20 protein-coding genes are annotated in these 19,045 nt (G+C 43.9%); 3 read left to right on the forward strand and 17 right to left on the reverse strand.

What is annotated here, in order from left to right; genetic code table 11:
• Positions 1-44 precede the first annotated feature (44 nt).
• Positions 45-491, reverse strand: coding sequence for a hypothetical protein (locus CSV74_RS09865; protein WP_099691513.1), 447 nt, complete (start codon positions 489-491; stop codon positions 45-47).
• 128 nt (positions 492-619) lie between these two features.
• On the opposite strand from CSV74_RS09865, the gene CSV74_RS09870 reads away from it, so the two are divergent.
• A complete protein-coding gene (locus CSV74_RS09870) occupies positions 620-1,501 on the forward strand; it encodes a MerR family transcriptional regulator (RefSeq protein ID WP_158231783.1) in 882 nt (293 codons plus the stop codon).
• On the opposite strand, the gene CSV74_RS09875 is transcribed toward CSV74_RS09870, so the two are convergent.
• The 5 genes from CSV74_RS09875 to CSV74_RS09895 form a co-directional block, all read right to left on the reverse strand.
• The gene (locus CSV74_RS09875; RefSeq protein ID WP_143560761.1) at positions 1,498-2,901 is read right to left on the reverse strand and encodes a cryptochrome/photolyase family protein; all 1,404 of its coding nucleotides are present in this window, start codon (positions 2,899-2,901) and stop codon (positions 1,498-1,500) included. The genes CSV74_RS09870 and CSV74_RS09875 overlap by 4 nt on opposite strands.
• Before the next feature lie 23 nt (positions 2,902-2,924).
• A complete protein-coding gene (locus CSV74_RS09880; RefSeq protein ID WP_099691516.1) occupies positions 2,925-4,655 on the reverse strand; it encodes a DUF2207 domain-containing protein in 1,731 nt (576 codons plus the stop codon).
• A 91-nt stretch (positions 4,656-4,746) separates the two neighbouring features.
• A complete protein-coding gene (locus CSV74_RS09885) occupies positions 4,747-5,241 on the reverse strand; it encodes a DUF1648 domain-containing protein (RefSeq protein WP_029053927.1) in 495 nt (164 codons plus the stop codon).
• 16 nt (positions 5,242-5,257) lie between these two features.
• Positions 5,258-5,644 carry a hypothetical protein gene (locus CSV74_RS09890; RefSeq protein ID WP_029053928.1) on the reverse strand — a complete coding sequence of 129 codons (387 nt, stop codon included), beginning with the start codon at positions 5,642-5,644 and terminating at the stop codon, positions 5,258-5,260.
• An 82-nt stretch (positions 5,645-5,726) separates the two neighbouring features.
• Positions 5,727-6,923, reverse strand: coding sequence for a class I SAM-dependent rRNA methyltransferase (locus tag CSV74_RS09895; protein WP_029053929.1), 1,197 nt, complete (start codon positions 6,921-6,923; stop codon positions 5,727-5,729).
• Between the two features lie 524 nt (positions 6,924-7,447).
• Here CSV74_RS09895 and CSV74_RS09900 point away from each other — a divergent pair.
• Positions 7,448-8,185, forward strand: coding sequence for an MBL fold metallo-hydrolase (locus CSV74_RS09900; RefSeq protein WP_099691517.1), 738 nt, complete (start codon positions 7,448-7,450; stop codon positions 8,183-8,185).
• A 411-nt stretch (positions 8,186-8,596) separates the two neighbouring features.
• On the opposite strand, the gene CSV74_RS09910 is transcribed toward CSV74_RS09900, so the two are convergent.
• The 11 genes from CSV74_RS09910 to CSV74_RS09960 all read right to left on the reverse strand — a co-directional run bounded on the left by CSV74_RS09910 (position 8,597) and on the right by CSV74_RS09960 (position 18,558).
• A complete protein-coding gene (locus tag CSV74_RS09910) occupies positions 8,597-9,427 on the reverse strand; it encodes an undecaprenyl-diphosphate phosphatase (protein ID WP_099691519.1) in 831 nt (276 codons plus the stop codon).
• Positions 9,428-9,700: 273 nt separating this feature from the next.
• Complete coding sequence (locus CSV74_RS09915; RefSeq protein WP_099691520.1) at positions 9,701-10,336, reverse strand: response regulator; 636 nt, start codon at positions 10,334-10,336, stop codon at positions 9,701-9,703.
• A complete protein-coding gene (locus CSV74_RS09920; RefSeq protein ID WP_099691521.1) occupies positions 10,311-11,354 on the reverse strand; it encodes a sensor histidine kinase in 1,044 nt (347 codons plus the stop codon). The genes CSV74_RS09915 and CSV74_RS09920 overlap by 26 nt, the downstream gene beginning before the upstream one ends.
• Positions 11,351-12,052 (reverse strand): cell wall-active antibiotics response protein LiaF, encoded by a 702-nt coding sequence (gene liaF, locus CSV74_RS09925; RefSeq protein ID WP_099677552.1) that lies wholly within the window; start codon positions 12,050-12,052, stop codon positions 11,351-11,353. Before liaF ends, CSV74_RS09920 begins: the two co-directional genes overlap by 4 nt.
• Before the next feature lie 50 nt (positions 12,053-12,102).
• A complete protein-coding gene (locus tag CSV74_RS09930) occupies positions 12,103-12,735 on the reverse strand; it encodes a PspA/IM30 family protein (RefSeq protein WP_099691522.1) in 633 nt (210 codons plus the stop codon).
• 15 nt (positions 12,736-12,750) lie between these two features.
• Positions 12,751-13,095, reverse strand: coding sequence for a lmo0954 family membrane protein (locus CSV74_RS09935; RefSeq protein ID WP_029053936.1), 345 nt, complete (start codon positions 13,093-13,095; stop codon positions 12,751-12,753).
• A gap of 1,391 nt (positions 13,096-14,486) precedes the next feature.
• Positions 14,487-14,948 carry a DinB family protein gene (locus CSV74_RS09940; RefSeq protein ID WP_099691523.1) on the reverse strand — a complete coding sequence of 154 codons (462 nt, stop codon included), beginning with the start codon at positions 14,946-14,948 and terminating at the stop codon, positions 14,487-14,489.
• A 55-nt stretch (positions 14,949-15,003) separates the two neighbouring features.
• Positions 15,004-15,366, reverse strand: a complete 363-nt coding sequence (locus CSV74_RS09945) for a hypothetical protein (protein WP_099670445.1) — start codon at positions 15,364-15,366, stop codon at positions 15,004-15,006.
• 147 nt (positions 15,367-15,513) lie between these two features.
• The gene (locus CSV74_RS09950; RefSeq protein ID WP_099691524.1) at positions 15,514-17,712 is read right to left on the reverse strand and encodes a sensor histidine kinase; all 2,199 of its coding nucleotides are present in this window, start codon (positions 17,710-17,712) and stop codon (positions 15,514-15,516) included.
• Positions 17,712-17,891, reverse strand: coding sequence for a hypothetical protein (locus tag CSV74_RS09955; protein WP_029053940.1), 180 nt, complete (start codon positions 17,889-17,891; stop codon positions 17,712-17,714). The genes CSV74_RS09950 and CSV74_RS09955 overlap by 1 nt, the downstream gene beginning before the upstream one ends.
• Positions 17,869-18,558: a response regulator transcription factor gene (locus tag CSV74_RS09960; RefSeq protein ID WP_029053941.1), complete on the reverse strand. Its 690-nt coding sequence runs from the start codon at positions 18,556-18,558 to the stop codon at positions 17,869-17,871. Before CSV74_RS09960 ends, CSV74_RS09955 begins: the two co-directional genes overlap by 23 nt.
• Before the next feature lie 255 nt (positions 18,559-18,813).
• Between CSV74_RS09960 and CSV74_RS09965 the strand changes: the two genes are divergently transcribed.
• Positions 18,814-18,996, forward strand: coding sequence for a hypothetical protein (locus tag CSV74_RS09965; protein WP_099691525.1), 183 nt, complete (start codon positions 18,814-18,816; stop codon positions 18,994-18,996).
• Positions 18,997-19,045: the final 49 nt, after the last annotated feature.

Raw genomic sequence — 19,045 nt, forward strand, 5'->3', positions numbered from 1 at the left:
ACATAGTTCTAACTATAAATACTAGAATAATTGACTGCATAGACCTATTTCATACTTTTTGATTTCCTGCTGATCAAAAAACCTACGATGAAACCATATACAGCGTGTCCGGCAATCCACCAGAACAAGGAAACCATGTTCGTGACATTTGGTGTTCTGTCAGAAAATGAAGTCGTCGGATATAGTACTAAACCGATGGCGACATTCACTAAAAAAGGGAACATAATCGCATGATTGCGGATGAAACCACTACTTTTATCGTACAACATCGCCAGTATAATACAGAGCACCACCGAAACAATCAGATGAAAAAACACCTCAATTACTTCTGGAAATGCATACTCTTTTATAATAGGTATGTAATCTACATTCAACAACAACGTATATACTTTGTGCCCTGTAAGCGACTGCACTGATTTTAAAAAAGCAGCGAGAAAAATACCCGTTACGATACCGATCCACGTACCTTGTACAATATATGTAGTTTTCATTTTGACACCTTCCTAGAATGTAAAAATAACAAATTTGACTTGTCTCGTCAAATCTATGTATAATGTTAGACATGAAGAACAGAGCGATAATTGATCGCTAATTCTAGTACACAGAAAGGTTGATTGCTTTGAAGCCGTCGCCTGAAACCCCTACGTATACAATTAAACAGGTTGCAGATCAAACAGGCTTGTCGAGGCAAGTCTTGAGGAAGTGGGAAGAGCGCTATGATATCGTGATTCCACAGCGTCTCGATAATGGCTATCGAATCTATCATGATGAGGACATTCGATTATTTTTGCTAATGAAGCGCTATGCAGAAGATGGCTTTGCGCTATCACAAGCAGCTGAAATGGCAAAGTCCAAGAAAAACTCCACTATTCCATCGAATCCTGAAAATCCCTATTTAGAAGATACACTGAGCGATTTACTGCGTCACGGTACAAATTGTGATGAGCTAGAATTAAACTTCTCCTTACAAGCGGCCTATCATCGATTAGGACTTGAACACCATCTGCAGCAAATCGTTATTCCATTCTTACAGCAAGTAGGCGATCACTGGGCAAGTGGTGATTGGGACGAATATCAGGAAGCCTTGTCGAGTCTCGTCGTACGGGATCAACTCGTCCAGCTACGGCGCAACTTTCACTATCGGGAAGACTCACCCATATTGCTAGGCGCTTGCCTTCCACATGAATCACATGAAATTCCGGTGCATATTTTTTTACTGCAACTCATGCTCAAAGGTTGGCGTACAGCGATGATTGGATCTACACCAGCTCCTGGCGCTATCCAGTCTCTTGTAGAAAAGATCCAGCCTGCCAAAGTGTTGTTGTCGGCATCCACTACGTTTCCGTTTGAGAAGGATCCGCAGATGATAAAGGAGTTGGACGAGTTTGCAGGCCAACATCCTAGTACCGAATTTTATCTGGGCGGATACGGAGCGTTCATTTGGGCGGATCGGCTGCATCTACAACATATTCATCTACTTGAATCGATTGACGAGATTTAAGAGTTTTTACATGTATCATACGCTGCCAATGCACGTGCACGGGCAGCTTGGTGGTCAACAATCGGAGCGGGATAAGTTATACCAATCGTAACTCCTGCTGATTCCAATACATCATTTGGTGCTTTTGCCGGTTGAAATACATACTTTATTGGCATATCCGTTAACTCGGGTAGCCACTTTTTTATATACTGCGCTTCTCCGTCAAATTTCTCCGCCTGAAGAATCGGATTAAACACTCTAAAATATGGTGTGGCATCAAAGCCACTGCCCGCCACCCATTGCCATCCCAACGCATTGTTCGCCAAATCCAAGTCCACGAGCGTCTCTTCAAACCACGCCATGCCCTCCCGCCAATTGATCAATAAATGTTTGATCAAAAAAGAAGCTACGACCATCCGCACACGGTTATGCATATAGCCGGTTTCCCATAATTCCCGCATTCCCGCATCGACTAACGGATAGCCGGTATGCCCAGTTTTCCATGCCTCCAGCTGACCATCATTAGGTTGCCACGGAAACTTTTCAAACTCCGGTCGCACAGGTTTCGTCAACATCTCTGGAAAGTACAGTAGCTGGTACTTATCGAAATCCCGCCACGCCAATTGCCGAATAAAAGCTTCGACTTGCTGATCACCGACGTCCTCCGCCGCAGCTACCGCGCCATGCCATAGTGAACGTACGCTAACATTTCCCCATGCCAAGTAAGGCGACATTCGTGAAACACTAGCTTTTGCAGGAAGGTCCCGTTCCACTAAATAATCGTATAATCCACTATCTCGGAACGTTTCCCAGCATTCTATTGCGGCTTTTTCTCCAGGTTGCCAATGATTGGCGAGCTTGTCATACCAAGGTTTATCCGATAACAGGCCCCATTGATCTGAAGACAATGACTGTAGTGTAGCAGTAGACGGCACGAGTTCAGGCGCCGCAAGCGGTGTCGCGATCGGTTCTTGGCGCAGTCGCCTCCAAAACGGCGTAAATACTTTATATGGCTGATTCGTTTTATTAAAAATCGCATCAGGCGCAACGAGTAGTGTCCCTTGGAATGAACGCACTTGAACACGCCTTTTCTCACAAGCCTCTGCTACTTTACGTTCTGCTACACGGCTTTCCGGATCGTACAATTCATTGAAAACAAGCTGATCAGCCCCGCTTTCATCTATCAACTTCATCAACTGTTCAACAGGTTGTCCTTGCCTGACCACGAACTGGGTCTGCTGCTCCGCAAAACGCTCGATTATTTCCAGCAAACTATGATGCAACCACCAATCGGATGCTGCATACCGCGTTTCTGGCAAAATGAAAACGGGCAACACTTCACCATGTGCCGCCGCCTCCACCAATGCTGGATGATCGTGCAAACGCAGATCGTTTCGGAACCAAACTATTGTTTTACTCACTCTGTTCACTCCTTTTACTTCCCTTAAAACGCACCCGATCCACCGCCTCCACCACCGGTTCCTCCGCCTCCACTGCTACTATCACTACTTGGAGCGTTGTTTGATACATTGGATGACGCTTGGTTGAAAGAACCTGCGAGGAATACCGGATTATAGACCGCGCCTCCGTAATAAGAGTTTTCATACTGCGCGTCTCCTGTACCCTGTCGATATCTATCTTCATTACGCGTACGATTTTGATCAAGTTGCTTCTGGGCACTGACGAAATCCTTATAATACGAATCCAGTTCAGGGTGCTTCACACCTACTCCGTAAATCAGCACACGGAATCGATCATCAAGCGATAGTCCTTCCCATTTCTTCGTATCTAGTTCCTTCATCCATTGACCTACTCGCTCCCACTCGAGCTTGAGCAAAATCCCTTCATAATTATACGGACTGTAAAACAAGGCGAATCCAAATGCAACCAAAGTCAAAATCCCGACTATGACTAGCTGTACATACAATTCATAATTGATAAAGGAGATCGCGAATCCGATCCCAAGCACACCGATTAGACTTAAGATTACACGTTCTTTCGTAGTCTTGACCTTCAGATCATATTCATTCAATTCTGCTTTTAAAAGATCTTTCCACATGACAAATTTCTTATCAAATGCTTCATAATTCTTCTGTTCTTTTGTGTAACTTTTCAACTCGCTTAATGTAAACTTTTGATCATGGCCGATTTGGAAAAATAACAACTGAATCAGTTGCTTCTCGTGTTCTAATCTGACATTCGCATCGACCAACTCAAATTCCTCATCAGATAGTTGTTTCACATTCCCTTTACGGACGAGATCAAGCAGCGCCGCGGACATCAGCTCGACGGAAGCTACTCCATTCTTGAAAAGAAGTACGGCCGGTAAGCTCATATCATTTGCAGGAACGTAGAAACCATTCGATTCCATCTGATAGTGCGCTTCCCTAACGTATCTTTTCCTCCTAGTATTCGCAATGAATCCAATAAAACCGACTCCAAGAATACCCGCCACTGTACTAACACCACCCACAGTGCCGATCATCTTTTGATTCTGTATGAACTTCTGACGTGACATAGCTGCCATTTCTTGATCCTTTTTCAACGTCGGACGGATGTCACTATCTACTGCAGTCATTTCCGGAAATAAAGACGACTCATAAACTACACGAATATCTCCATCATCACCTGCACGGACTTCTCCTAATGAAAATACGACCGTTCCATCCGGTTGTACCTTCCCTGTATTTTCCGCACTATCATAGCCGATGAACATCACATCAGACGCTTGACTAGGAGGCACGATTTTAATCGTCATATTGCCATAATCGGTTTCATTACGACGGTCAAAAAATGGCCAGTAAAACTGCGCACCATCATTATATTTTTCCATTCCGTTCCTAATGGTGTACTGCAAATCGAAGATCACGACTTCACTGTCTCCTTTGCGGTGTACACGATATTCAGTATCGCGCTTCTCGATTTCTAACTCTTTACCCTTTTCAAAGGCAGTAAAGTCTTTAATTGAAGCCCCTCTTTTCGGTTGAATTTCTCGAATGATCCCGTTAAATTCACTGTCAAAATCATACGTATGCTGCTCCTTAACCTGAACAGTGCCATCCGGTTCCAACTGCGCGTTGATTTTTACATCCGAAATGCTGAAATCTACAGCTCCAGCTGTCGTCGGCAGAACAAGGAAAGCGAGTAAAGCGACAAGTAACAGTTTCCATTTCATAAAAAATCACCTCTTATCAGGAGTATACGATAAGAGGTGATCAATAGATTCATTTATTGGCAGAATCTTAGGAATACAATACAGCTATTCTCTACAATTTCATTACTTTATAAAAATAGACACCCATCGAACCAAATAGTAGTACGAGTATCGTGATGAAGATGGGCATGTTTAATGAATCGATTCGAGACAAAGCGATATCGGTCGTCTGCCATATTAAAAAGACAAATAATAGTGTCGAAATGTTTTTAGTGACGTTCATAAATAGTACACCATAGCGGTATTGGATTTCTACGTTATCAGGACGCAAATTCAAGTAATTATACGCATGCGGATACTTCTCCAGCATCCACATCCCTACCCACATGACCACACCTATGATTGGCAACAGCAGTAATTCCATTCTTGAACCATAACGGTCCACTTCCCCACCCGCACCAAAATGCGCAGGAATACGGTCCGGCAATTGATCCCACTGCAGCACTAAATAGACGAGAGCAGCAGCAAATAAAGCGATAACCAACACATCGAACGCTTTTGCAACAACAGGTTTCTCTATGTCCAGCTTCGGTTTTTTCGTCTCCATACCCTCGCCACCTCACTTATGATTCCGTTGCACTCGTCATTTCAAATACATCAAAGACGTTCTCTTTAATATTAAGCGAGATGATCTTGCCTTGTTTCTCATAGAAATGAATGGATCCTCTGCGGTCTTCCATCATTTCCGTCCAGCCCCATTCCTCAATCGTACGCAAATAATGATCTGGCGGATTGCCTTCGGAGTCACCAATTCCCTTCAACTTATACTTCGCCGATTTAGAAATCTCTCCTACGCAATCCTCAGCTTTCACTTCGTACGCTTCTTTCGGAACAGGGAACCCTTGATTGATGATTGCCATGCGGTAGCCGTCTTCTTGACTATATACGTTGGAACAGCCAGTTAGTACTAAGATGGACATCACAGCCAACAGCGCAAGTAGTTGTTTCATATGTCTTCCTCCCGTTTCACGAATTCATTGAATCCATCGTACTAGGAAATATTGACATTGTCACCCACGTTTTTGTGACGAATTAACGTAACTTCTGCACGATAACTACTTTTAAATAATTAAATTCTGGATAGTCCCGTGGCGTACGGAAATCTCTTGGTAATGAGGATTCTTCCAGTACTTTATAACGTATATCTGTCTCTTTAAATGCTTGCTCAATAAAGCCTTTGAACTTCTTCATACTAAAGCTCGCGTTATTCGTAGAAGCTACAATAATACCGTTCTTCTCCGTAACCGCAATCGCTTCTTTCATCAGCATAGGATAATCCTTCGCTGTACTGAATGTGTACTTCTTCGAACGCGCAAAGCTCGGCGGGTCCAGTACAACTAGTCCGAATTTCATGTCATGACGCTTCGCATAACGGAAATAATCAAAGACATCCATTACTTTAATATCCTGTTGCTCGTAATCGATACCATTGACACTGAACTGCTCAATCGTCTTTGCGACACTGCGCTTCGCCAAATCCACACTCGTCGTCTTCACCGCACCACCTAGAGCAGCCGCAACCGAAAACGCCCCTGTATAAGAGAACGTATTCAACACTTCGCGACCTTCCGAGTAGTTGTCTCGAATTGTCTCGCGTACATCACGCTGATCAAGGAAAATCCCAGTCATCGCGCCATCATTCAAATCAATCGCAAAGTTCATGCCATTTTCCTTAACAATGATCGGGAAATCTCCAGGCGTTCCTTTAACAAAATCATCTTGCTCGACATACTGCCCCTTCGAATCAAAACGCTTCTTCTCGTAGACCGCTTTATAATCCCCACGCTTATCCAACACATTATAGACATGGTGACGGAACGCATAAATACCTTCACTGTACCAACTAACCATATAGTAGCCATCGAAATAATCGATCGTCAAACCACCGATTCCATCGCCTTCCCCATTAAACAAACGGTAAGCCGTCGTATCCGGATCATTAGCATACGCCTCACGACGCTCAAAAGCCGTCGCCATTTTCTGATCGAAGAAATCAAAGTCAATCTCTTCTCTTTCATTCGAAGTCAGCACCCAGCCAATTCCTTTATTTTGAATTCCATAATAACCCGTAGCCAAATATTTATGGTACCGATCCGTCAAACGAATCAAACTACCTTCCTTCGCCTGAATCTCACTTGTCATCACAGCATCCTTCAAAATCAAAGGATACCCCTTCTTCAAAGCCACCGTGCCCTGTGCATTTAACTGTATTTCAACTAATTTACTCATATCGTCATCCTCAAAGTGTATTTTCTCCATTATCGCATGGATGACACAAAAGTGGAAGCGGCTCGTTAGGATCGACAGGCTTAAGATGAGCTGGACTTGAGGCGCTTTTTGCCTCACGACCAGCACGACTTATGACCCGAGATCCTAACCGCTGGAACTGGATGACACAAAAGTGAAAGGTGGCGCTTAGAGTCGGCAGGCATAAGACGAAGATGCGAAGCGGCGTTTTTTGCCGCACAGCAGCTTTGACTTATGACCCGAGACTCTGCCACCTGTAACTGGATGACACAAAAGTGGAAGCGGCTCGTTAGGATCGACAGGCTTGAGACAGGCTGGACTTGAGGCGCTTTTTGCCTCACGACCAGCATGACTTATGACCCGAGATCCTAGCCGCTGGAACTGGATGAACCAAAAGTGAAAGGTGGCGCTTAGAGTCGGCATCTCATGAAAACGTACTTTTACGACATTTACTCATCCTTCACTTACAATGAAAGTACAACATTAACCAAACAGGAGGAATGCACATGAACATCATCCCTTTAGGCATCTGGGGCGGCTATCCGAAAGCGAACAGCGCTACCTCTTCATTCCTCATCGAACACGAAGGATTCCATTGCCTGTTCGACTGCGGCAGCGGCGTACTTTCATCCCTGCAAAATTACATCGCACTCAACCAGCTCGATGCAGTTGTCATCAGCCATTATCACGCGGATCATATCGCGGACATCGGTAGCCTACAGTACAGCCGTTTGATCCAGTATTATCTCGGACAACCGTCACCCGTCTTGCCAATTTATAGTCACGCACGAGACAGAGAACAGTTTGAGAAGCTGACGTATAAAGAACAAACACGCGGTATCGAAATTCAAGAAAATCAATCTGTCAAAATCGGTCCATTTACCGTCACATTCTGTTCAACCATCCATCCCGTCTACTGCCTCGCAATGAAGTTCACAGTAGACGGTCAGTCCGTGGTTTTCACAGCCGACACGGAATGGTCCGACAAGCTCGTGACATTCTCGCAACACGCAGATATCATATTCTGCGAGGCCAACCTATATGAAGAACACCTCGGTAAATCACCAGGTCACATGGCAGGTAGCCAAGCAGGAAACCTGGCACAGCAAGCAGACGTGGGCCAACTCGTGCTCACCCATCTGCCACATCATGGTGATATTAATGAGATATTAAATGAAGCAGAAAAGACGTTTAGTGGTTCGGTAGAGATTGCGGAAGTTGGAAAGAAGTATACACTACTTTAAGACCAGGAGAGTAAATTGGTGAGCACTTAGGAGTGGTGAGTAAGTTTGAGAGTACGAGGGGATGGAAGAAGGATTTAGAACACTCACTGGCAGTAGAATGTGAATTATTGTTTTCCTTAAACTTATCTAAGGTCAAAAACAGAAATGATTACAACACTGACTTTATTGAACTTTGATAAATATCACCCACTTATATTGCAGGGATTGGAGCGTAGGAGGGGCGACTCCCGCGGGAATAGCATGAGCCTTGAGACCCCGCAGGTAGCGAAGCGGACGAGGAGGCTCAAGCCATGCCCGCTGGAAAGCGTCCCCTCCGAAGCGCAAATCCCCTCCCCTATCGCCCGCCAGCCTATCTATTTCATCCCACAAAAAAAACGACCTCTGCAAATACCGCAAAGGTCGTCTAACTTCTTATAAAAACACAATCACTGCCAAGATTGCTGCCAGCACAATACGATAAATCGCAAACGGCATCAGCTTGACCTTTGAAATCAACTTCAGGAAGAAACGGATCGAAATCAGCGCGAACACAAACGCACTCAAGAAACCAACCACGTAAAACCCTATGTCATCCATCGACATATACTCCCAGTTCTTCATCACCGACACCAGGCTCGCACCCATCATAATCGGAACCGCCATGATGAACGTGAAATCAGCAGCCGTCCGGTGATTCATACCGAACAATACACCTCCGGAAATCGTCGCGCCCGAACGAGAAAACCCTGGCCACAACGACAAACACTGAACCAATCCAACTGTAAATGCTTGTTTATATGTAATCTGATCTAACGTCTGTACTCGCGGTTTTTTCGGCCCAAACTTATCCGCAGCAATCATCAGCAATGCACCAGCAACTAGCGCATAAATAACCGTTTCCACACCGAATAAATAATCATCGATCAAATCCTTGAACGCAAAGCCTAAAATTACAGCAGGCAACATACCTACGATGACGTGTAGCAAATTAAAGCTTTCACTCATCTTCACTCCGCTATCCACTTTATACAAACCGACTAAACTAAATAGCCGTTTCCAAAATACAACGACTACAGCTAAGATTGAACCGAGCTGAATCACTATCTTAAATGTAATCGCGGGATATTTCCCAAGGAATTCTTCCGTCTTCAACCACATATCGTCGACAATAATCAAATGGCCTGTCGAAGAAACGGGCGCGAATTCCGTCATTCCTTCTACGAATCCTAAAATCAATGCTTTAATTAAATCAAATAATTCCATATGACTCTCTTTCCGCGAAGGCTTCCCTTCTGCTATTCTATTTTCTGTTATCCAGTTTACCATGACGTAACAAGCAGTGGATAAGTTTCAGACAGAATATTTTTATCCACATGTGCATACTTTCTTATTTTTACATATAACTGAATAGTTATGCACATAGTGCGTGGATAGATTGTGGGGAAGTTAGTAATTTCAGACTATTTTCATTATAAATACTTTTTATCCACAGTTTTATCGTCTATCTACTAATATGTCGTAGCTTTTACTTATAGACTAGTAACCCGTTAATTTATTTTGAAACGCATAAATAACCGCCTGTGTGCGGTCTTGGACTTCCAATTTCGATAATAAATTACTGACGTGAGTCTTAACAGTTTTTAACGCAATGAATAGTTCATCTGCTATTTCCTGATTGGATTTACCTTTAGCCAATAATAATAATACTTCTAGCTCACGATCGGTTAAATCTTCATGCAAGGCATGTGTTTGACCACCGCGCATTTTTGTCATCATTTTAGACGTCACTTCCGGCTCGAGCACAGTTTGCCCCTGCATCGTTTCCCTAATTGCATCCGCCACGCGCTTCGCATTGGACGTCTTTAAAATATAGCTGACAGCCCCTGCTTCAAGTGCGGGGTATAATTTATCATCGTCAAGGAAGCTAGTGACGATAATGACTTTCGCTTCCGGCCATTTGTCGATAATCGCAGCCGTCGCCTCAGCGCCATTCATAACTGGCATGACCATGTCCATCAAAATAATATCCGGACGTAAATCCAGTGCTTTTACGACACCGATCTGACCATTTTCTGCCTCTGCAATCACTTCGATATCTGGCTGCATCTGTAAATACGTCGATACGCCAATGCGCACCATTTCATGATCATCTACCAACAGCACTCGAATCATCCGTCAGCTCCCCTTTCAAAATCGGTAATTTCACTTCCACGATCGTTCCTTGAGATGGCACCGAGACAATCTTACAACTGCCGCCTATCTCAATCGCACGTTCCTTCACATTTTGCAAACCGTATGATCCGCCTTTGCCGTCATCTTGCTTAAACCCTACACCATTATCTTGCACGCGCAAAATAGCCAATCCATCACGTTCAATCAATAAAATTTCTACTTCCGTCGCCTGCGCGTGGCGAAGTGTATTCGATAATGTTTCTTGCGCAATTCGGAATAAATGATCTTCCGCACCTTTAGAAAGCACAATATCTTCTAAACGATGTGTAATATCGAACGTCACTTTTTCCTGTAATTCACTCAATAACTCTTCGAGACCTTTCGCAAGCGTTTGGTTATGCAGTGCAGCCGGACGTAAATGAAGAAGCAACGCCCTCATTTCTAACTGCGCCTGCTGAACCATTCGTTCCACTTGCTGTAATGGCTTGCGGATCGGCCCTTCTTCCGCTTGTTCCGCAAGTGCCGACAACAGCATGGACGCCGCGAACAATTGTTGGGACACAGAGTCATGTAGTTCTCTCGCCAATCTTTGGCGTTCTTGAACAATACGTTCCTGAATAATTTTATCTTGTGTCTCGACTCGCTCATCCGTAATCTTACGCAAACTATTTCGCTGTGCTTCGAGTACTTCATATAGCTGTTCAATGGAACGATTCGTTTGTTTTTTCATTTTATTCGAGCTCGTAAATTCCTGTTTAGCATACAAATCTTGTAGTTTTCCAATAATGATATTCTCTCTCGTTCTGCTGTTCAGGCTAATCCAGCTTGCAATTCCTAAGCTGATGATGAAAATCGTTGTGAACAACCAGACTAGCAACGGCATATCTGCAGCTTCTGTATCGAGTAGCAACCTCTGATATTCAGCGATGGATAAAGCAAAGAACAAATAGGAAAAGACCGCGACGATCGTACTAAGCGTCAACGTTAAGAAAATGGTGCGACCAATGATTGCCTTCATTTTCTACGCACCTCCACATCGCCAATCCAAGTAAACACCGATATAATCAACTCGGGATCATTCGACCGCTTCGTTTCATAGCCATCATGTTCTTGTATCGTTTCATTAAATAATTGCTGTGAGGCCTTGCCTAAAATATTCGCTTCACCATACAGCGTGGCATAATGAATTCGCACCGGAATATCATAAGGCAGTTCAATACGCACTTTACCAAAGATTTGCCGAATCGAAATAAATGAAGCGCCTTTAGGCAATACGGTATCCGTCACATCGACATGCACATCACCAAAGAACCCTTGCATATGCATATCTTCCCACTCATACGTCGCAAATGGCGTGGATTGGACCGAGAATAAGCGGTTCCTCCACATACCTTGCGACCGTCTAACTCGGGGCTTTTGCAAATCACCAAATACTTCACTGGCCGGCGTGCCTTTCCATAATTTCATTATAATATATAATACAATTGCTAAAATCAGCAGACGTACACTCCATAACGTCAAAAGCGCGATCACTATGAAGACGATACCTGTGATTGCTGTCCATTTTCCGCGTTTTCGATAACCATAATCAAGAAATCCCCAACCGAGAAGGAGGAAGATGAAATTACCGTTTGAAAACAACATGGATTCGACGAAAGCAATCGCCAAAAGAGCAAGTAAATATACCGAAACTTTAGTAGAATCCCTCTTAGCCATTCCATTCGCTCCCTTCTCGATAGAGGAAGCGCGATGCTTCCTCTTATAGTTTACACAATATCTTGAGATTTTGCGTTAGATTTCTCTAATGAATCTAAACGTTGCTCCATTGACGAGTGCGATTGTGACGTTCTCGTTCCACCACCAAGATTTTCGATGTACGAATGCAAGTCGTCAAGTGTTGAAAATGATTGATCTGGCTTGACGAATCGATTCATCTTTTCCTGCGCACGCGTCACGTTCTCTTTGCCCATCAATTGCAACTGACGAACACGCATATCCTTCACGCGATGCTTCATCTCTTCAAACTTTCGTTCCAATGACAGCAATTCTTGCGTAGCGTCTTGGATGCTCGCAGACAAACGGGCAACTCGTCCTTCATAAGCTTCTACTTCTTCTTGCGCAAATGCGATCAACTCTGCATCTCCTGTCGCTTCAGCGAGTTCTAGCTGACGACGACGTTTCACCGCCATCAAATCCGCATCCTGACATTCGTTTTCCAATTCTTCTTTCAGTCTACCCTGACGTTCAAGCAACTTACCGATTTCCGCTGTTTGCTTTTGTGCATCCAGGAAATACTGATTTAGTAACTCCAGTGGATTTTCTTTCTTCTGTGGCTTATCCATCAAACTATTCAAGTCTTCTTGTACTGTATATTTCAATTTATGCCAAAATGCGTTCATACTGCATCTCTCCTTTTATTTTGTAAGTTCATTCCACTGGCGTTCGAAATTTGTGAACGGGTCATTGGATATGACGTTCGGGTTTACATTGCGATCGTTCCATTTGCGATATATATAATAGATTCCAATCAATGCGATGATCCCGATGAATGCACCGATGTTTGAAATCGAGCTGATTACGCTGATGATCAAGATTGTCATCCAAAATACTTTCGCGAACATCGAGTGGCTCTTTCTCCAGTAGTGGTAGCTGACAAGCGCGATTGCACCTGTAACTGCTAATGCGATGATGGGGCCTACGTTTAACGCTAGGGTTAAACCTGCCACGATTCCTAGTAATAGTAGTCCAAGTTTTTTCATGTTGATGTCCTCCCTTCATTTGTAACCTTAGTTTATAATGAATTCCGGCTTTCTCCGACGGTCCCATAGCGGATTTCTTACTCAGACTTAAGGCTGAGTGAGAGTAGGTACTGAAATTAGAAACCATTTCGCCGGAAAGATTATGCGGCTACAGGTCATGTTCTGGTTGGGGACGTCGCTCGACCGGCTGTTGGACACTAAAGTTAGTAAGTGTTCGCTTTCTGGATTCGCGCAGGCACGTGGGGGATTGCCTACAGCCATAAGCCAGCTGGCGGTGGTGCTGCCAGTTGGCTCCTGGCCACGGCCTACCCCGCAGTTGTGCCTGCGCTACTGAGTGGAAATTATTTAGGTTGTGGTTCTAAGTAGGAAAGCAAAATAATTAGTTGCGTACAGTACCCAACCTATAAACGCGGTTGGCGGAAAGACTAGGCGGCTGCGGGTCTTTGTCACTCTTTGTTGGGGCGTTGCTCGACTGGCTGTTGGGTACTGGAGTTAGCGAGTATTCGTTTTCTGGACCCGCGCAGGCACGTGGGGGATTGCCTACAGCCAGGAGCCAGCTGGCGATGGTGCTGCCAGTTGTCTCCTGACCACGGCCTACCCCGCAGTTGTGCCTGCGCTACTGAGTGGTAGTTATTTTGGTTGTGGTTCTAAGTAGGAAAGCAAAATGATTAGTTGCGTACGGTTCCGAACCTATAAACGCGGTTGACGGAAAGACTAGGCGGCTGCGGGTCTTTGTCGCTCTTTGTTGGGGCGTTGCTCGACCGGCTGTTGGGCATGGAAGTTAGTGAGTATTCGCTTTTTGGACCCGCGCCGGCACGTGGGGGATTGCCTACAGCCAGGAGCCAGCTGGCGGTGGTGCTGCCAGTTGTCTCCTGGCCACGGCCTACCCCGCAGTTGTGCCTGCGCTACTGAGTAGCTTTAATATTGATTGTGGTTCTAACAAGAATAAAATCAGTGACTTAGTGATATTGATCTTTTATTTTTGAAAAAGAAGTATACGAACTGCCCTACACCCGATGCAACGAAGGCGCCTGCTGTGGTAGGCGTAGCGATGAGACAAAGACAGGCGAACTTCCTGTCTATGGCTCCTCGCGAAAGCCATCCACCAGCGCCGGAGTGGGGACAATGAACTCTCCACTTACACCGCCAGCTAAACAACTACCTCCTGATCAAAAAGGAAACAAAAAAAGCACGCGCAAGAACCACAACCCAACGCCGCTTATTACGCACGCTTAACAGAAACGTAATCCGACAGAACTTCAACGAGTAAAAACAACTATCCGGAACCGCCCTATACCACTCCTTACTTACCAACTGAATAAATCCTTATTCCAACACAAAAAAGCTGCTCAAGAAATCGATTATGATTTCCTGAACAGCTATATTTGAATTTATTTATTTACCTTAAGTAGACCATCAATCAAACCGGCATGCATACCTTCATGCCATGTCAGAAACTGTAGAACTTCTTCCGCAGTTTCCATCGTAATGAACTTTCCAATGGAAATGGGTGTACTCAATTGATGTACCAACTGTTGTTCGGTCAGTTGCGAAATGCGCTTGCCTTGGTCTTTCATTGCAGCGAATAACTCCTCTTTCGCTGGAGGTGTGCTTGGCCAAGTAGATGGACTCGTTCCTGGCGCAAAGAATTCTGCCCATTCCAGCTTGTCGACTGGGTAGTCATTCATTGCACGGTTAAGAAGATCTTCAGTCAATGAATAAATATGTCCTACGTTCCATCGTATGGTATTAGAAAAGCCTTCAGGTTGAGCATCCCACACCTGTTCATCTACTCGTTTAACGAGGCCCAATGTATACCCTCTAGCCATGGAGAATTGTTGCAATGCACCCATTCATTCCACCCTTTCTTCTAATCTAAAAACAGCCTTGCACTTAGGCAGGCTGACTTTACGATTTATCTTCTTCGTTCTTTTTGATATTCTTATGCTCATTCCACTGGTCATGCGCTTCGTGGTTGTATTTACGATTATATTCTTCCTGATCTCCATACGGGAACTTTTCACCGGGTGTTAGATCATGATAATTTTGGCTTGGTGATTTATTTTGACTGTAAGCGGAGGGTTTATGTTCTCCCGTTTCATCCTGTGCATTTTCTCTAAATGCTACACTTGAATCAGAATCTGCTGGATCGGCAAGAGGTAGTTCATCTGGTACTACTACACCTTCGACCACACACTGTTCCTCATTAATCTCTTCCACTTTTGGAGTTAGATCTTTTTTGTTTGGATACTTTCCGTCAACGATTGTCATATAACCATTCCTCCCTTTCATGCAATCCATAATTTATAGACCGCACTCTCTATACATACCCATATTCGCCATAAACTAAACTAATTCCTTTTAATAATCAAAAAAAGAGTAAGACAGGAATTTTATCCCATCCTACTCCGTGCTAATTTACCCACTTACGACATCAATCGTCACTTTGAATAAATCTCCATCGACTTCTACTTCCATCCGGCCGCCATGCAGCTCGACAATAGATTGAGCAATAGCCAATCCTAAACCGGAACCTTCCGTCTGTCTAGATGCATCGCCGCGCTTAAAGCGTTCAAATAACTCATCCGTAGTATCGCCAAGTTCGTATCTCGCCACATTTTTCAACACGATACGTGCAGTCGATCCCACTTGCTGAAGATTGACGTATACTCTCGTACCAGGCAATGAATATTTCAAGATATTGATGAACAGGTTATCGAGTACTCTCCACCATTTTTGTCCATCCACCATCGCAAAGACTGGTTTTTCAGGTAAAGTAGTTCGAACATGCAAGTCTTGCTCAGTAAATTGTTCCGCATGTTCTGCCAACGCTTGTTGGATCAACTGATTCAAATCCACACGTTGCTTCACCATTTCTAAATTGCCGCTTGCCATTTTTGAAACTTCGAATAAATCTTCAATGAGCGTTTTCAAGCGCTGTGATTTCTGATCTAGAATGCCAACATATTTCGCACGTTCCTCCGCAGATAACGTCTCATCTTTTAATAAATCCGTATACGTTATAATGGAGGTAAGCGGAGTCCGTAAGTCATGGCTGACATTCGTGATCAACTCTGTTTTCAACCGTTCACTTTTCGCTTGTTCATTGATCGACACGCGAACACCTTCGCGAAGATTATTCAAATTCGCTGCATGTTTCGCAAGCTGCGATTTACCTTTGACCGGTATTGCCTGCGTCAGATGTCCCGCCGCCATATCGTTGGTTGCAGCCAATATCCGATTCAGATAGGCGGTTTTTTTCACGAAAATGAATAATGCAGGTAGCGCGACAAATAATACACAGAAAGCGTACACTACTATGAGCACCGGTTGCATGAATACACCCGCCAAGCCTAAACCGGCAAGGAAAAAGATGATGAGTAACAGCGACAACTGTACACCAACCGTACGATTGCTGAATGTATCTCTACTATCTTGTGCAAATTGTACCGTAAAACTGTCACGCCAATCCTTCATCAGTCGTTCTGGTTCACGGTATAGCCTAAATAAATGAACAGCCTGAAACGCCAACAGCGCGGTAAACAATACACCTATCAGCAAGAAACTGACGGCCATATTACTGATCGTCCCCAAGCTTACATATCTAAACTGATTGAAAATGTTGAAGATCGCCGATTCGATGTAAAGTGTCAGGATAAAAGCAGTCAGTAGTAAAAGAACTACTTTCACATCTAGTTTCCATCGTGAATACGTAGTAGCCAATCTCGACTGGAGTATCCATTCCTTCTGGAACTTCATCACTGTAAACAACGCCACAAGCGCAAGCACACCGAGAGCCCACAATCCATATACCAAATACTTCCCCCGGATGAATTGATCATTTTCCTTGGCCATTGCCCCTGATATCGTAGCGTCCGAGGGAATAATAATTGTTCCTTCAAAATATTGGGGAGGGTTGCTAATGCCTTCCACATCGTCATCTGTGAACATCGATCCTTGTTCCATTGAATAGTCAGAGTACCCATTGTCATACACAGCCGAGTTCGCCTTGAAATATCCTGTTGCTTCAGTAAATTCTTGTTGGAAGAGCGCCGTTACCTCGACATCGCCCCGCGTAAATCGTTCACCCGTTTCAACATTTACGAGATCATAGGCAATCGGAATATTCGTTTGGCGATTATTTTCTGTCTCCTTAATCTGACGCGCTAAAGCTTTTGCCTTTTCCGAACGAATTTTGTCTTCCACATAACTATCGCTTTCAAAATTCTTTTGAATATCTTCTAGTTTCGTATTCCGCTCTTTAACTAAAGCCAATAGTAAAGTTTCATTTTCCTCGCTTTTCGCATCCGCAATTCGTTCTGCATATTGTTGCTGGATATTATCAAGCTGTTCAGACAGCGTACCGTATCGTTGTCGGTATTCTGTAATTTCATCTAGCGAAACCGTTAATTCCTTTTCTGCTTTTTTCAAGTCGACTGGATTCAGTACGGTAGCCGACAGATTATCATATTCTTGTTCCATTCTATAGGTGAAATCTTCTTGGTCGGTAAACGATTTGCCAACAAGCTGTGGTGCATAATGAATGATGGACGGCAACGCGATCAATACAAGTGTCACGAGTGCGGACCAGATGGCCAATTTTATATTTTTGTTCATCACACGGTTCCTCCTCTAATAATTCGACCAAAGTAATGAGTTGCCAAGTTTAATCGTTCCCAGCCGTCTAGGAAGAGATCAACCGTAAAGGAAGCGCAGTACATTAGACTTCCAAGGGCTAATGCAATGGCAATGAGTGAACCAACCAAGCCGTTTCTATTTTTCGATTTTATAGCCAACGCCCCACACCACCTTCACATATCGCGGATTTTTCGGATCCGCTTCGATTTTCTCTCGTATTTTCCGAATATGCACCGCCACAATATTTTCTGCGTTATATGCCTGTTCATTCCACACGCGTTCATATATTTCATTAATTGAGAATACACGTCCTGGATGTTTCATCAGTAGTTCCGTTATTTTAAATTCAATCGGAGTCAGCCGAACCGGTGTCCCATCCACCGTCAACTCCTTCTCTTCTTCATTTAAAACCAAGCCATTGACTTCAATGACTTTTTGACCTTCATACGTTCCAAGCTGCACGTACCGACGGAGTTGCGACTTCACACGGGCCATCAACTCAAGCGGATGGAATGGCTTTGTCACATAGTCGTCTGCCCCAACTGACAAGCCGTGGATTTTATCCGAGTCTTCCACTTTCGCACTCAACATAATAATCGGGATATTTTGCACTTCCCGTATCTTGAATGTTGCCGTGATTCCATCCATATTCGGCATCATAATATCTAAAATTAATAAATGGATTTCATTCAATGCAAGCAACTCTAGCGCTTCTTGACCATCTTTCGCTTTCAGTACACGATATCCTTCATTTTTTAAATAAATCTCAATTCCCTCGCGAATTTCCTTATCGTCATCCGCTACAAGCACTGTAAACTCTGCCATGTACGTCACCCCGTCTCACTAATAACTTCATTCTACCACCCCACTCTTAACAAAGACTGAGGATAAATATGAAGAAATTCTTAAGATGTTTTCGAATGAATTCTTTTGCGCTCATTAAACTGCCTTAACCGCTCTTAAAAATCCACAAGCGCTCATAGAACACATCCAACCGCTCTATGCACCGTCACAACCGCTCAATAACTGATGTATAATCTTCAATAAGAATGCCACACTCTTATCATGGAGGTGGCGAATATGCCTAATAAAAAGAATAATAAGAAGAATACTGAGAACATGCGTGAGGAGTATGGCTTCGGATATGATTTGAGTCCTGATGATTTTGATGTGGTTGGACAGAACGGAGCAGCTAAGAAGAATAAAACGAATTCGAAAAAGAATAAGCAGACGGAAGGTAATCAACCGTTTAATCCTTCGTGATTTTTGAAGGAGAAGGCATGGTTATCGAATACAATCATTCGCTTTTCAT

Origin of the sequence: Sporosarcina sp. P19 (genome assembly GCF_002743165.1) — a bacterium.
GTDB lineage: Bacteria > Bacillota > Bacilli > Bacillales_A > Planococcaceae > Sporosarcina > Sporosarcina ureae.

Coding starts and splice junctions, on each gene's coding strand:
- CSV74_RS09865 (WP_099691513.1), bottom strand. CDS start 491: ATGAAAACTACATATATTGTACAAGGTACGTGGATCGGTATCGTAACG.
- CSV74_RS09880 (WP_099691516.1), bottom strand. CDS start 4,655: ATGAAATGGAAACTGTTACTTGTCGCTTTACTCGCTTTCCTTGTTCTG.
- CSV74_RS09885 (WP_029053927.1), bottom strand. CDS start 5,241: ATGGAGACGAAAAAACCGAAGCTGGACATAGAGAAACCTGTTGTTGCA.
- CSV74_RS09890 (WP_029053928.1), bottom strand. CDS start 5,644: ATGAAACAACTACTTGCGCTGTTGGCTGTGATGTCCATCTTAGTACTA.
- CSV74_RS09895 (WP_029053929.1), bottom strand. CDS start 6,923: ATGAGTAAATTAGTTGAAATACAGTTAAATGCACAGGGCACGGTGGCT.
- CSV74_RS09900 (WP_099691517.1), top strand. CDS start 7,448: ATGAACATCATCCCTTTAGGCATCTGGGGCGGCTATCCGAAAGCGAAC.
- CSV74_RS09910 (WP_099691519.1), bottom strand. CDS start 9,427: ATGGAATTATTTGATTTAATTAAAGCATTGATTTTAGGATTCGTAGAA.
- CSV74_RS09915 (WP_099691520.1), bottom strand. CDS start 10,336: ATGATTCGAGTGCTGTTGGTAGATGATCATGAAATGGTGCGCATTGGC.
- CSV74_RS09920 (WP_099691521.1), bottom strand. CDS start 11,354: ATGAAGGCAATCATTGGTCGCACCATTTTCTTAACGTTGACGCTTAGT.
- liaF (WP_099677552.1), bottom strand. CDS start 12,052: ATGGCTAAGAGGGATTCTACTAAAGTTTCGGTATATTTACTTGCTCTT.
- CSV74_RS09930 (WP_099691522.1), bottom strand. CDS start 12,735: ATGAACGCATTTTGGCATAAATTGAAATATACAGTACAAGAAGACTTG.
- CSV74_RS09935 (WP_029053936.1), bottom strand. CDS start 13,095: ATGAAAAAACTTGGACTACTATTACTAGGAATCGTGGCAGGTTTAACC.
- CSV74_RS09940 (WP_099691523.1), bottom strand. CDS start 14,948: ATGGGTGCATTGCAACAATTCTCCATGGCTAGAGGGTATACATTGGGC.
- CSV74_RS09945 (WP_099670445.1), bottom strand. CDS start 15,366: ATGACAATCGTTGACGGAAAGTATCCAAACAAAAAAGATCTAACTCCA.
- CSV74_RS09950 (WP_099691524.1), bottom strand. CDS start 17,712: ATGAACAAAAATATAAAATTGGCCATCTGGTCCGCACTCGTGACACTT.
- CSV74_RS09960 (WP_029053941.1), bottom strand. CDS start 18,558: ATGGCAGAGTTTACAGTGCTTGTAGCGGATGACGATAAGGAAATTCGC.
- CSV74_RS09965 (WP_099691525.1), top strand. CDS start 18,814: ATGCCTAATAAAAAGAATAATAAGAAGAATACTGAGAACATGCGTGAG.